Annotated in this window: 11 protein-coding genes; 3 read left to right on the top strand and 8 right to left on the bottom strand. The window is 75.2% G+C overall.

The window, feature by feature from the left end; genetic code table 11:
* The first annotated feature begins 74 nt into the window (after positions 1–74).
* On the top strand, positions 75–3,056 hold the full coding sequence (locus tag IR158_RS00055) for an FAD-binding and (Fe-S)-binding domain-containing protein (protein ID WP_291807888.1): 2,982 nt from the start codon (positions 75–77) through the stop codon (positions 3,054–3,056).
* A gap of 110 nt (positions 3,057–3,166) precedes the next feature.
* Here IR158_RS00055 and IR158_RS00050 read toward each other — a convergent pair whose 3' ends face one another.
* Positions 3,167–3,460, bottom strand: a complete 294-nt coding sequence (locus IR158_RS00050) for an MTH1187 family thiamine-binding protein (protein ID WP_291807887.1) — start codon at positions 3,458–3,460, stop codon at positions 3,167–3,169.
* Between the two features lie 213 nt (positions 3,461–3,673).
* Here IR158_RS00050 and IR158_RS00045 point away from each other — a divergent pair, with 213 nt between their 5' ends.
* Positions 3,674–5,020 (top strand): hypothetical protein, encoded by a 1,347-nt coding sequence (locus tag IR158_RS00045; protein WP_291807886.1) that lies wholly within the window; start codon positions 3,674–3,676, stop codon positions 5,018–5,020.
* A gap of 21 nt (positions 5,021–5,041) precedes the next feature.
* Here the strand turns inward: IR158_RS00045 and IR158_RS00040 are convergent, their stop codons facing one another.
* The 5 genes from IR158_RS00040 to IR158_RS00020 form a co-directional block, all read right to left on the bottom strand.
* Positions 5,042–6,043, bottom strand: coding sequence for an alpha/beta hydrolase (locus IR158_RS00040; RefSeq protein WP_291807885.1), 1,002 nt, complete (start codon positions 6,041–6,043; stop codon positions 5,042–5,044).
* Between the two features lie 6 nt (positions 6,044–6,049).
* A complete protein-coding gene (locus IR158_RS00035; protein WP_291807884.1) occupies positions 6,050–7,009 on the bottom strand; it encodes a zinc-binding dehydrogenase in 960 nt (319 codons plus the stop codon).
* A 76-nt stretch (positions 7,010–7,085) separates the two neighbouring features.
* Entirely contained in the window at positions 7,086–7,808 is a 723-nt protein-coding gene (locus IR158_RS00030) for a maleylpyruvate isomerase N-terminal domain-containing protein (protein WP_291807882.1), read from the bottom strand.
* A gap of 84 nt (positions 7,809–7,892) precedes the next feature.
* On the bottom strand, positions 7,893–9,203 hold the full coding sequence (locus tag IR158_RS00025; protein ID WP_291807880.1) for a homoserine O-acetyltransferase: 1,311 nt from the start codon (positions 9,201–9,203) through the stop codon (positions 7,893–7,895).
* A 39-nt stretch (positions 9,204–9,242) separates the two neighbouring features.
* A complete protein-coding gene (locus IR158_RS00020; protein ID WP_291807878.1) occupies positions 9,243–10,562 on the bottom strand; it encodes a bifunctional o-acetylhomoserine/o-acetylserine sulfhydrylase in 1,320 nt (439 codons plus the stop codon).
* A 488-nt stretch (positions 10,563–11,050) separates the two neighbouring features.
* Here IR158_RS00020 and IR158_RS00015 point away from each other — a divergent pair, with 488 nt between their 5' ends.
* Positions 11,051–12,502, top strand: a complete 1,452-nt coding sequence (locus tag IR158_RS00015; protein ID WP_291807876.1) for a C40 family peptidase — start codon at positions 11,051–11,053, stop codon at positions 12,500–12,502.
* A 73-nt stretch (positions 12,503–12,575) separates the two neighbouring features.
* Here IR158_RS00015 and IR158_RS00010 read toward each other — a convergent pair whose 3' ends face one another.
* Together IR158_RS00010 and IR158_RS00005 are read right to left on the bottom strand one after the other, a co-directional pair.
* The gene (locus tag IR158_RS00010) at positions 12,576–13,235 is read right to left on the bottom strand and encodes a hypothetical protein (protein WP_291807874.1); all 660 of its coding nucleotides are present in this window, start codon (positions 13,233–13,235) and stop codon (positions 12,576–12,578) included.
* A gap of 28 nt (positions 13,236–13,263) precedes the next feature.
* Positions 13,264–13,413 (bottom strand): inorganic diphosphatase (locus IR158_RS00005; protein ID WP_291807962.1); only part of this gene is annotated, 150 nt, incomplete at its 5' end.

Below are 13,413 nucleotides of genomic sequence, written 5' to 3'. Positions count from 1 at the left end.
CGGAGCCACGGGTGAGCGCATTCGCTCCGGACGGCCGGTGCAGGTCCCGGGTGGTCGGTGGGAGACTGCCCATCGTGGCAGTGACGACCGACACGAGCGGGACCGCCGTCCGGGACATCGCGCACGCGCTGCGCGCCGTCGTGCGCGGGAGCGTGGACGACTCCTCCCGGCGCCGGGCCGAGTACTCCACCGATGCGTCCAACTACCGCGTGGTCCCGCAGGTCGTCGTGTTCCCGCAGGACACCGACGACGTGCTGGCGGCGCTGTCGGTGGCGCGCGAGACCGGGACGCCTCTGACCTCCCGGGGTGGCGGCACGTCGGTGGCGGGCAACGCGGTGGGCACGGGCATCGTCCTGGACTTCTCGCGGCACGTGAACCGGGTCCTGGACATCGACCCCGAGGCCCGCACGGCCCGCGTCGAGCCCGGCGTGATCATGTCCCACCTGCAGCGGGCGGCCGCGCCGCACGGCCTGCGGTTCGGCCCCGACCCCTCCACGCAGGCGCGCGCGACCCTCGGCGGCATGATCGGCAACAACGCGTGCGGGCCGCGCGCCGTGGCGTTCGGGCGCACGGCGGACAACGTCGTCGAGCTCGACGTGGTCGACGGCACGGGACGCCGGTTCACCGCCGGCGCCGGAGCCGGTGCGCTGGACGTCGTCCCGGGCCTGGACGCGCTGGTGCGCAGCCACCTCGACGTGGTCCGCACCGAGCTGGGCCGGTTCCGCCGCCAGGTGTCCGGGTACTCCCTCGAGCACCTGACGCCCGAGAACGGCACCGACCTGGCCAAGATGCTCGTCGGCACCGAGGGCACGCTCGTGACCCTGCTGGGCGCGACCGTGAACCTCGTGCCCGTGCCGTCGGCGCCCGTGCTCGTCGTGCTCGGCTACCCGGACATGCCCACGGCCGCCGACGCCGTCCCCGCGCTGCTCGCGCACGCCCCGCTGGCGATCGAGGGCATGGACTCACGGCTCGTCGACGTGGTGCGCCGGGTCAAGGGCGCGTCCGCGGTGCCCGACCTGCCGCCGGGCGGTGGCTGGATGATGTGCGAGGTCGGCGGTGCGACCCTCGACGAGGCGATGGCGACGGCCCGCGCGCTCGCGGCCGACGCGGGCACCGACGCCGTCGGGATCTTCCCGCCGGGGCCGGACGCGGCCGCGATGTGGCGCATCCGCGAGGACGGCGCCGGCCTGGGCGGGCGGACCCCGTCCGGTGCGCAGGCGTGGCCCGGCTTCGAGGACTCCGCCGTGCCGCCCGAGCGGCTCGGCGCGTACCTGCGCGAGCTCGAGGCGCTCATGGCCGACCACCGCGTCGACGGCCTGGCGTACGGGCACTTCGGTGACGGCTGCGTGCACCTGCGCCTCGACATCCCCCTGACGCGGTCCGGCGACCCACTGCGCGCGTTCATGGAGGACGCCGCGGCGCTCGTCGCGCGGCACGGCGGCTCGCTGTCGGGCGAGCACGGCGACGGGCGCGCGCGCTCGGAGCTGCTGCCGGTCATGTACTCGCCGCGCACGATCGAGCTGTTCGGCGCGGTCAAGGACCTGTTCGACCCGCGCGACCTGCTGAACCCCGGCGTCCTGGTGCGTCCGCGACCGCTGGACGCGGACCTGCGGCGTCCCGCCGCCCGCCCGCTGCTCGCGGGGTCCGGGGGGTTCGCGTTCACGCACGACGGCGGCGACATGACGACGGCCGTCCACCGGTGCGTCGGCGTCGGCAAGTGCCGCGCCGACAACACCGCGACCGGCGGCTTCATGTGCCCGTCGTACCTGGCGACGAAGGACGAGAAGGACTCCACCCGGGGCCGCGCGCGCGTGCTGCAGGAGATGGCGAACGGCACGCTCGTGTCGCGCGGCTGGTCCTCGCCCGAGGTGCACGAGGTCCTCGACCTGTGCCTGAGCTGCAAGGCGTGCTCGTCGGACTGCCCCGCGGGCGTCGACATGGCGCAGTACAAGGCCGAGGTGCTGCACCGCACGTACAAGGGCCGGCTGCGGCCGATGAACCACTACGCGCTGGGCTGGCTGCCGCGCTGGGCCCGGCTCGTCACCGGGGTGCCGGGGCTCGCGTCGCTCGCGAACGCGGTGCTCGGCGTGCGTCCGATCGCGAAGGCCGTCCTGGCGCTCGGCGGGATGGACACCCGCCGCCGCATGGTCAGCTTCGCGCCCGTGCCGTTCCGCGCGTGGGCACGCCAGGCGGGGCGGCGGTCCGGTGACGTCCGCGTCGTCGGCCGTCGGGACGCCGCGACCGTGACGCTGCCCGCCGACGCGGTCGACCAGGCGGGGATGCCCGACGCCGCCGGGACCCCCGCGCCCCGCCCGCCCGTGCTGCTGTGGACCGACTCGTTCAGCGACACGCTGGCCCCGTCGGTGGCGCACGCGGCCGTCGCGGTGCTGCGCGACGCGGGCTACGAGGTGCTGGTGCCCGACCACGACGCCTGCTGCGGCCTGACGTGGATCAGCACGGGCCAGCTCGACGGCGCCCGCCACCAGCTCGAGCACCTGCTGGAGGTCCTGGGGCCGTTCGCGGTCAACGGCATCCCGATCGTCGGGCTCGAGCCGTCGTGCACGGCCGTGCTGCGCAGCGACCTGGTCGACCTGCTCCCCGACGACCCGCGGGCCGTCGCGGTGCAGCGCGAGACGCGCACGCTGGCCGAGCTGCTGACCGCGCCGGCACCGGTCGGGCCGGGGGAGCGCTGGCAGGTCCCGGACCTGTCCGACGTCACCGCCGTCGTCCAGCCGCACTGCCACCACTACTCCGTCATGACGTGGACGGCCGACCGTCGTCTGCTCACCGAGGCGGGCGCGACGTTCTCGACGCTCGCGGGCTGCTGCGGCCTGGCGGGCAACTTCGGCATGGAGAAGGGCCACTACGACGTGTCGGTGGCCGTCGCGGAGAACGCGCTCCTGCCGGCGCTGCGGGCCGCCGCCCCCGGCGACGTGTACCTGGCCGACGGCTACTCGTGCCGCACGCAGGCCGAGCAGCTGGCGGACGTGCAGGGTGTCCACCTCGCGGAGCTGCTGGCCTCCCGGCTCCCGGGCCGCGCCACGTCCACCCCCTGACACACCTGGCCGCCGAGCTCGACGTTCGGCGGCTCTGGGAGCTCCAGAAGCCGCCGAAGGACGAGTTCGGCGGGTGGGGTGGTGGTGTGGGGGGGTGGTGGTGTGGGGGGTTAGGGGTTCAGGAGGGAGTTGAGGCGGGTGACCTTGCCGTCGAGCTCGCCGGTGTGGCCGGGGCGGATGTCGGCCTTGAGGACCAGGCTCACGCGGTGGCCGTGCGCGCCGACGGCCTCGGTCGCACGTCGCACGACGTCCATCACCTCGTCCCACTCGCCCTCGAGGGTCGTGAACATGGCGTCCGTGCGGTTCGGGAGCCCCGACTCGCGGACGATGCGGACGGCGTCGGCGACGGCCTGGGACACGGACTCGCCGGCACCCAGCGGCGCGACGGAGAAGGCGACGATCATGCGTCCACCTTGCCTCTGCGGACCGTGCGCGTCCACCTGCGGGAGGGTCACCTGAACGGTTGACCAGGAGTTGGGACGGAGGTTCCGTCCCCCGTCCGACGGGCTGACCGGGCCGCCCGAGATGTGGGACAGTGTCCGGGCGACGTCGCACGCCGCGCTGCGGCGTGGCACCGTCACGACCACCACGCTGTGCAAGGAAGGCCCGGACGCGACATGCCGATCTTCGAGCTCGACGACGGGCGCCCTCGCCTCGTCCAGCCGATGCAGCCGCTCGCGGGTTCGTTCGCGCAGGAGGTCACGGCCCTGGTCACGCACCACCTCGCGGCGATCGCCGGCGAGCCCTTGTTCGTCGTGCGCGCGCGCGGCACGTCCGACCGCGCCGACCTGCCCGAGCTGCTGGCCCTCGACGCGGCCGGGCGGCCCGTCGTGGTCGCCGTCGCGCAGGTGCTCGACGACGACGCGATCGTCGGGGCGCTGCGCCACGGGGGCGCGGCCGCCCGCATGACCACCGCCGACCTGGCCCGCGCCTACCACGTGGACCCCAGCCGGTTCGCCGTCGACTTCGCGGCGTTCCGTGAGCACGTGCCGTTCGGTGCCGCCGCGGGGCGGGGGCGCACCGGCGTGCGGCTCCTGCTGCTGTGCTCCGAGGTGGCTGCCGAGGCCACGGACACCCTCGGGTTCCTGCGCGGCGGCGAGCACCAGGTGGACGTCCTGCAGGTCGGTGTCGTCCGCGGTGACGAGCGGCGCCTCCTCGAGGTCTCGCCGCTGGCCCTGCACGAGGGCGTGCGCCGGACGGTCGAGCCGACGGCGCTGCGCCTGGTGCGGTCGAGCGAGGCGTTCGCGACCGCGATGGCGTACGAGCCCGACCGCACGGGGCTGCCGACGGGACGGGGCAAGTCGCTGCCGACCGGCGAGCTGCGCGCCGTGACCCCGCCGGAGCGCACCGAGCCACCCGCTCCCACGCCCATCGGGCGGCGCGGGAGCGTGACCGAGCCGACGCCCCTGCCGTTCCGCACCGCCGGCCCCACGGCGCAGCCGCCGGAGCCCCCGGCGGACGCGCCGCGCCACGGCGGCCCCGGCCGTCCCGACGTCACCGAGTGGCCCCGGGACGCGTCCGTCGCGCCGTCGGCGTCGATGCTCGAGGGGCCGCCGACGCTGACGCCCGTCGCCGGGCTGCGCGCGGCCGTCGTCGACGGCGCCGGTGTGCGCCCGACCGACGTGGACGCGCCGACACCGCCCCGCGGCCAGCCCGTGGGGGACACGTCCGACGACGACGCCCGACGGCCGCAGCGGCCCGACTGGCCGTACCCCGAGCTCGCGATGCTCGCCAAGCGGCGCCGTGCCGTGACGACGCTCGTGTGGGTGCGCGAGCGCCGCGGTCAGCGGTTCTCCGCCCTGCTGCGCTCGGACGGGATGATCGAGCTGCCCGACGGGCGCGTCGTGGCCGACCCGGACGTCGCGGCGGCGACGGTGTCCGGCGTCGAGGGCGTCGACGGGTGGCGGGCGTGGCGGCTGGGCGACGGCGGCCCGACGCTCTCGGAGGCCACGGGCGCGCTGTGACCCGCCGGGGCGACCTGCGGCTCAGCTCCAGCCGTACGCGACGAGCCAGCGCGTGAGCTCGGCGTAGAACCGGTCACGGGCCGGGCGCGCCGACAGCGTCAGGTCGTGCATCGCGCCCTCGATGCGCACGGTCGTCACGAGCGGCCCGAGCTGCACGGTGCGCCGGGCGATGGCCTCGGTGTCCAGCACGATGTCGGCCGAGCCCATCTCCTCGCTCCACCGCGGGCTCATGAGGCTGCGGTCGGACAGCGCCGTGAAGACCGGCACGTCGATCCACAGGCCGCGTGCGACGGTGGCGTGCCCCGTGAAGACGGCGCGCAGCCAGCCGGCGCGCACCGGGAACGACGGCGTGGGCCGCCAGCGCTCGTCGACCATCCACTCCCCGCCCGCCGCGATGGTCCGCGCGTAGTAGCCGGGGTCGATGTTGGGCAGGGCGGCCTTGGGGTTGAACCGTGCGAGCCGCGCGATCGCCGGACCGGACAGGTGCCGCATGAGCGAGGACCCCTGCAGCTCGAGCCACGGGGAGTTGAGCACGAGACCGTGCACGACCCCGGGGTGCCGCGCGACCCACAGGCTCAGCACGAGCCCACCGGTCGAGTGGCCCATGAGCATGACGCGCGCGACGGCCCCGAGCTCGGAGCGGATCACGTCGAGCGCCTGACCGATCTCCTCGTCGTAGGTGCGCAGGTCGTCGATGTAGCCCGGGGTCTGGTGGGGCCGCAGCGAACGGCCGTACTTGCGCAGGTCGAGCGCGTAGAACGCGGCGCCCTGGGACTGCCAGAACCGGGCGAGCGGCGTCTGGAAGAAGTAGTCGGACCAGCCGTGGACGTACAGCACGGCCCGCGCGGGACGGATGGCCGGGTCCGGCGTGCTGCGCACGAGCGTCGCGGTGACCTCACCCTCGTCGTCGTCGGCGAGGTCCAGGCGACGGGCCTCGAACCCGTCACCGAGCGCGTCGGGCGACCAGTCGGTGGTCAGGGCCGCACCGTCCCACGGCGGGGCGTCCGGGGGCGCGGGCAGCACGACGCCTCAGACCTCGAGCACGATCTTGCCGACGTGCGCGCCGGACGCGAGGCGCGCCAGCCCGTCCGCGGCCCGTGCGAGCGGGTACGTCGAGTCGACGAGCGGCCGGACGCCGGTGCGGGCGAGGAACGCCAGGACCTGCCCGAGCTCGTCCCGCGTGCCCATGGTCGCCCCGACGATGCTGATCTCCTGGAAGAACACCTTGGTGAGCGACGCGGGCTCCGGGTCGCCCGAGGTCAGGCCCGCGACGACGATCCGCCCGCCCGGACGCACGGAGCGCACCGAGTGCTCCCACGTCGCGCGCCCGACGGTCTCCAGGACCACGTCGACCCGGCCCACGCGAGTGCCCGGCTCGACCGCCTGCGCCGCGCCCAGCCCCAGGGCGCGGAACCGCTTGGCGGGGTCCCGCCCGGTGACGACCATCTCGAGCCCCGCGGCGGACCCGAGCTGCACGGCGGCGACGGCGACGCCACCACCCGCGCCCTGCACGAGCACCCGCTGCCCGGGCTGGGCCGCGCCGGAGCGGAACAGCATGCGGTACGCCGTGAGGTACGCGGTGGGGACGCACGCGGCCTCGACGAACGTGAGCTCCGCGGGCTTGTCGACGAGGTTCCACGCCGGGACCGCGACGCGCTCCGCGAGCGTGCCGGGGTAGCGCTCGGACAGCAGCGTGCGCGGCTCGTCGGCCGGGACGCCGCGCCCGTCGGGGCCGCCGACGACCGCGTGCACGACGACCTGCCGCCCGTCCGAGGTGACACCCGCCGCGTCGGTCCCCAGCACCATGGGCAGCTGCTCGCTGCGCAGGCCGACGCCGCGCAGCGACCACAGGTCGTGGTGGTTGAGCGAGGCGGCGCGCACGTCGACGGTCGCCCAGCCGTCTGGCGGGGCGGCCTCGGGCACGTCGCCGACCTCGAGCCCTCGCAGCGGGTCGTCGGGGTGGAACGACACCACGCGCGCGGAGAGCATGCCTCACGCTAGCCCGCCGTGCGGGCCGTGACGACAGGAGGCCGCGGTGGTCAGGCCGTGTCGCCGGACCGGCGCCTCAGAGGAGCGGGAGCATGCGCCCCAGGTCCGGCACGGCGTCCGACGTGTAGCGCGCCTGCAGCGCGAGGGCGAGCTCGTCGACGTCGTACGGGGCGCGACCCGCGGCCAGACGCACCCACCGGCGCGCGTCGACGACCTCGAGGTCCCACCCGCCGCGTGCCCGGACGATCCCGAGCAGCTCGTCGGCGACGAGCGCGAGCGCGGCCGGGTCGACGGGGTCGGGGACGGCGTCGGCGCTGCGGGCGCGGCGCACCGAGCGGTACAGGTCGTCGCCGTGGACGACGAGCTCGAGGACCCGGGACAGCGTCATGGTCGACAGCCGCACGGGGCCGCGTCGTGCCTGGACGACCGGGTCCTCCGTGCCGACGGCGTCCACCTTCGCGAACGCGGCGCGGGCCGACGCCGTCACGTAGCCCACCGGGTCGGCCGCGTGCTCCGCGGCCAGCTGCCGCGTCGTCTCGGCGATGTCGGCGGCCCGGTCCGGGTACGACCCGAGGTACTCGGCGAGCGTGAGCGGCACGGTGCCGGCCGGCACCGGCGTGCACACGGCCAGGGCGTCCATCGCGCGGCCCAGGTGGGCCCACAGCTCGACGATGGTCCAGCCGTCGAGCACTGACTCCTCGCGGCCCAGGCGCGGGTCCGCCATGAGGCTCACCCAGTCGTGCAGGCGGTCCCACTGGGTCCGCAGGGCGGCGGCGGCGGTCGTGACGTCGACGGGCATGAGCCCATGGTGCCGTCTTCCGCGCGGCGGCGCGTCCGCGTCCGCGCGCCGTCACCGGACCGGTGGACGCGTCCGGACGCGGGGTCAGCGCGGGCGGACCTCCTCGCGCAGGAAGTCCGCGACGTGCCGGCCGACCTGGTCCTCCTCGATGAGGAAGCCGTCGTGGCCGAACTCGGAGTGCACGTACCGCACGGCCCGGGCCCCGGGGGTCGCGGCGACGATCCGCTCGGACTGCTCGGGGGTGAACAGCCTGTCGCTGTCGACCGCGACGACCAGCACGCGTGCCGTGACCTGGGCGAGCGCGGCCTCGACGCCGCCGCGGTCACGGCCCAGGTCGTGCGTGATCATCGTCCGTGTGAGCGTGACGTAGGTGTTGGCGTCGAAGCGCCGGGCGAGCTTGTCGCCGTGGTGGTCGAGGTACGACTGCACCGCGAACCGCCCGCCCTCCAGCGGGTCCTCGGCGCCCTGCGGGATGCGCCCGAACCGGGTGTCGAGCTCGACCGCCGAGCGGTACGTCTGGTGCGCGATCTGCCGGGCGATGCCCAGGCCCACGTGCGGCCCCTCGCCGTCGGGGACGTCGTAGTAGTCGCCGTCGCGGTAGCGGGGGTCGGCGGCGACGGCGGCGAGCTGCGTGTGGAAGCCCGCGATCTGGTCGCCCGACGTCTGCGCGCACGTCGCGATCGCCGCGATCGCGTCGACCCGGTCGGGTGCCGTGACGGCCCACTCCAGGACGCGGTGCCCACCCATGGAGGCGCCGATGACCAGCGCCCACGAGTCGATGCCCAGCAGGTCGGCGAGCCGCACCTCGGCAGCGACCTGGTCGCGCACGGTCAGCAGCGGGAACCGGCTGCCCCACGGCTGCCCGTCGGGCGCGGTCGACGCCGGGCCGGTCGAGCCCTGGCACCCGCCGAGCACGTTGGGCGCGACGACGAACCAGCGGTCGGTGTCGATCGGGGCACCCGGGCCCACCATCGACTGCCACCAGCCCGGGGTCGGGTGCCCGGGCCCCGCGTCACCGGTGACGTGCGAGTCGCCCGTCAGCGCGTGCAGCACGAGGACCGCGTTGCTGCCGTCCTCGTCGAGCTCGCCCCACGTCTCGTAGGCGAGGCGGACCTGGGGCAGGCGGCCGCCCGACTCGAGCTTGAGCGGCCCCAGGTCGGCGAACTGCCGGCGGCCGGGGTCGGAGCCGTCGCGCCACGCCGCGCTGGCGGGCACGGGCGGGCGCTCCGGCAGCGGGCGGCGGCTGCCGAGCGTCGCGCCACGGCGCGCGCGCCGCCCGACGAGCGGGTCCGGGACCGCGAGGCCGCCCGACCCCGCACCGTCCTGCGCGCCGGGCATCGCACGCCGCGCGGGCGTGCGGTCCGGTGCGTCGGTGCGGGGGTCGGGCTGCGTCATCGTGCCGGTGCCTTCCGTCGGTGCTCTGGCAGCAGGGTCTCAGGCGTCCTTGGCGGCGCGGAAGCCCGCGTCCAGGTCGGCCAGGATGTCATCGATGTGCTCGATGCCCACCGCCAGGCGCACGAGGCCCGGGGTGACGCCCGACTGCAGCTGCTGCTCGGGGGTGAGCTGGCTGTGCGTCGTCGACGCCGGGTGGATGACCAGGGAGCGCACGTCGCCGATGTTCGCGACGTTCGAGTGCAGCTCGAGCGCCGACACGAAGGCCTGCCCGGCCGCCGCGCCGCCGTCGAGCTCGAAGGCCAGGACGGCGCCGGCGCCGCGCGGCGCGTACTTGAGCTGGTTGGCGTGCCACGGGCTGGACTCCAGGCCCGCGTAGTGGACCTTGCGGACCTCGTCGCGCGCCTCGAGCCACTGCGCGACCTTCTGCGCGTTCTCGACGTGCCGCTCGACGCGCAGCGACAGGGTCTCGATGCCCTGCGCGATGAGGAACGCGTTGAACGGGCTGATGGCGGCGCCGAGGTCGCGCAGCAGCTGCACGCGCGCCTTGAGGATGTAGGACAGGTTCACGCCGAACGCGCCACCGACACCGAGGTCCCGCGCGAAGACCAGGCCGTTGTACGACGGGTCGGGCGTGTTGAAGTTCGGGAACCGCTCGGGGTGCTGCGCGTAGTCGAACGTGCCGCCGTCGACGACGACGCCGCCGATCGCGGAGCCGTGCCCGCCGAGGTACTTGGTCGCCGAGTGCACGACGACGTCGGCACCCCACTGCAGCGGGTTGATCAGGTACGGGGTCGCCACGGTGTTGTCGACGACGAGCGGCACGCCGTGCTCGTGGGCCACACCTGCGACGAGCTCGATGTCGAGCACGTCGGCCTGCGGGTTGGGGATCGTCTCGGCGAAGAACACCTTGGTGTTGGGGCGGATGGCGTCGCGCCACGCCTGCGCGTCGTGCGGGTCGTCGACGAACGTCGTCTCGACGCCCAGCTTGGGCAGCGAGTGCTTGAGCAGGTTGTAGGTGCCGCCGTACAGGCTGGGGGAGGCGACGACGTGGTCGCCCGCCTCGGCGACGTTGAGGATCGCGAAGGTCGAGGCCGCCTGCCCGGACGCGAGCAGCAGCGCGCCGACGCCGCCCTCGAGGCTCGCGATGCGGTTCTCGACGACCTCGGTCGTCGGGTTGCCGATGCGCGTGTAGATCGGCCCGAGCTCCTTGAGGGCGAACCGGTCGGCGGCCTGCTCGGCGGAGTCGAAGACGAACGACGTCGTCTGGTAGATCGGCAGGGCGCGCGCCCCCGTGGTGGCGTCGGCGCTCTGGCCCGCGTGGATCTGGCGGGTCTCGAAGCTCCAGCTCTCGTTGCTCATGGTGTGCTCCTCGCCGGCGCTGCCGGTCGGTCGGGGTGGGGGACTCGTTCCCGAGGAGCGCGCCGTCGACGCCCGCCCCGCGGGGGGCCAGGGGGATGCGCACGTACCGTGCCCGAGCCTGGCCGCGGTGCCGACATCCCTCGACGTGGGGGCGGGAACTGCTCGCGGGCAGGGGAGAACGTGCGCTGGTCAGCGACACATTCGACGGGTCATGCCATGACACTACGACGCGCGTCCCACTCCTCAACACGGCCGTCTCACTTATTGAGACCGCCGCTTCTCGCCGCGCGTGCTCGGCCGAGGGGGGTGACGGCCCTCACCTGCGGAGCAGTGCGGCGTGGCACAGGGCCTCGGCGGCACCGCGCGACGGGTTCACCCGATCGGCCCTGGAGGTCTGTCCGGGTTGCTCCCGAACCACAACCATGTGACTTTTGGGACCTGTGTGACAGGTGTTCTCTTGTGGGAATCCCACAGGTAACGTGCCCAGCGTGCGTGACGCAGGCGTGACACCCGAGCCCCGACCGATCCCCTCGGCAGGGCACGCCGCGGCGTGCGCGCGCGCCGCCCGTCGGCCCCTCGCGCGGCGGGTCCCGCGCGGTCTGGCGGTGCTGCCGGTCGGCCTGCTGACGCTCGGCCTGGTCGTGACGCCGGCCGCCGCGACGCCGTCGGCGGACGAGGCGCGCGACGCCCGCGCCGCCGTCGGGCGTGCCCAGCAGTCGGTCGCCCAGATGGAGGTCCGGCTCGCCCAGCTCGCCACGTCGGCGGAGGCGGCCGAGGTCGCCGTCCAGAGCGCCGCCGAGTCGTACACGCAGGCCGTCGTCGACGCCGACGCCGCACGCACCCGCGCCCGGGACGCCGCCGGGCGCTCCGCCGAGGCCGCCGAGCAGGCCGAGGAGGCGCGGCGCAAGCTCGTCGCCTTCGCGCGCCAGCTCGCCCGCACCGGTGGGTCCAACGACGTGCTGCAGGCCGCGCTGTCCGCCGACGGGTTCCAGGACGTCGCACGCCGGACCACGGCCCTCAACCAGGCGACCGGCAAGGCCGACGAGGCCGTGCAGGAGTACCAGGCGACGCTGCTCGTCGCCAGCACCATGGAGCGCCGCTCCGCCGCCGCCGCGCAGGCCGCGGATGACGCCGCCGAGGCCGCGCAGGACGCGCTCGCCGAGGCCGAGCGCACCCGGTCCGACGCCGACGCGTCCCTCGCTGCCGGTCAGGCCGAGCGCGACGGCCTGATCTCCGCGCTCGCGGCCGCGCGGCAGACGAGCGCCGAGGTCGAGCGGGCCCGGCAGGACGCCGTGGACGCCCAGCGTCGCGCACGCGTCGAGGCCGCAGCCCAGGCCGACCGGACGCAGCCGCCCGCCCCGAGCCAGGGCGGTGGCGCGGCCGCCCCGGCCCCTGCGCCCGGCGGCGGCTCAGCGCCGGCTCCTGCCCCCGCACCGGCTCCGGCGCCCGCCCCGGCTCCTGCGGCACCGGCTCCTGCCCCGGCGCCTGCTCCGGCTCCCGCGCCCGCCCCGGCTCCCGCGCCCGCGCCGTCGAACGGCTACGGACTCGGCACGGGCACGTCGCGTGGGTCCGCCGCCTCCGGTGCGGCCGCGGCCGCCTGGGCACAGTCGAAGGTCGGGCTGCCGTACGTCTACGGCGGGTCGGGCCCCAGCGGCTACGACTGCTCGGGCCTCACCAGCCAGGCATGGCGTGCCGCCGGCGTGAGCATCAACCGCACGTCGCGCGACCAGTACAAGCAGGTGCTCAAGATCAGCTACGACCAGCTCCGCCCCGGCGACCTGGTGTTCTGGGGCGAGAACCCCAACGACCCCACCAGCGTCTACCACGTGGCGATGTGGATCGGGAACGGCCAGATCATGGAGGCGTCGAAGCCCGGCGTCCCGCTGCGCGTCACGTCGATGCGCTGGTCGAGCACCATGCCGTTCGCCGGGCGGCCCTGACCTCTCGCACCCGGCCGTACGCCGCTCCCACCGCACTCGATCGTCTCCGGGGCCCGGCCCCGCGGGTCACGGACTACTGCAGCCGGTGGTCCACGTGGGGGCCGCGGCCGAAGAGCCGTTCAGCGGCCTGGTGGTCGACGGTGGTCCAGTCCGTCGGTGCGTCGGGCCACACGCCGGCGTCCCAGGCGAGGTTCCAGCCGGCGACCCGTTCGGCGAGGGTGACCTGCTGGGTCGGGGTGTCGGACCAGGTGCTGAAGCAGGCGGTGCCGGTGTGCTCGACGTCGGGGTCGGTGCAGTCCAGGTAGGTGGCGTGCTCGGCACAGCTGAGCAGGACGAACTCGCGACGGAAGAACAGCTGGACGGGCCGGCCTCGCCGTTCGCTGGAGTACTCCTCCTCGGAGTAGTCGTCGCCCGGGCCGATCCCCGACAGGCTCGTGAGCGTGCGGGACTCCTCGAGGGTGGCGCGCAGGCTGAGGAAGTACCCCCCGGGGAACACCCTGCGGTCCGGTGGTACGTCGTCGAGGAGGCCGTCGCGCTCCCCGTCGTGCCACGTCCAGACCGCGGCGGCGTCGTCGGGGAGCCGGATGCCGTGCTCGGCCGTGGTGGCGTCGACCTGCGCCCGGGTCAGGCCGGGGCGCAGGTACGACACCGCGGTGGGGTCACGCCGGGCGAGGCGCGCCGCCCACTCACGCAGCAGCCGCGTGACCTCGTCCGCGCTCGTTCCTGCTACCACGGGTCGCACACCGATGGGGCGGCCCGCGTCAGTGGTGGTCGTACCCCGAGTCGATCGCGCGCTGGCGGGAGCGCTCGATCTCCGCCTCCGCCTCGGCGCGGCCGGTCCAGTGCGCGCCCTCGACGGACTTGCCGGGCTCGAGGTCCTTGTAGACCTCGAAGAAGTGCTGGATCTCCAG

It is taken from the genome of Cellulomonas sp., from assembly GCF_015234515.1.
Lineage (GTDB): Bacteria > Actinomycetota > Actinomycetes > Actinomycetales > Cellulomonadaceae > Cellulomonas.
Note: the sequence above shows the minus strand (reverse complement) of the source record. Positions and strands in the feature narration are given on the sequence as shown.

Coding starts and splice junctions, on each gene's coding strand:
- IR158_RS00035 (WP_291807884.1), bottom strand. CDS start 7,009: ATGCTCTCCGCGCGCGTGGTGTCGTTCCACCCCGACGACCCGCTGCGA.
- IR158_RS00025 (WP_291807880.1), bottom strand. CDS start 9,203: ATGACGCAGCCCGACCCCCGCACCGACGCACCGGACCGCACGCCCGCG.
- IR158_RS00050 (WP_291807887.1), bottom strand. CDS start 3,460: ATGATCGTCGCCTTCTCCGTCGCGCCGCTGGGTGCCGGCGAGTCCGTG.
- IR158_RS00045 (WP_291807886.1), top strand. CDS start 3,674: ATGCCGATCTTCGAGCTCGACGACGGGCGCCCTCGCCTCGTCCAGCCG.
- IR158_RS00030 (WP_291807882.1), bottom strand. CDS start 7,808: ATGCCCGTCGACGTCACGACCGCCGCCGCCGCCCTGCGGACCCAGTGG.
- IR158_RS00020 (WP_291807878.1), bottom strand. CDS start 10,562: ATGAGCAACGAGAGCTGGAGCTTCGAGACCCGCCAGATCCACGCGGGC.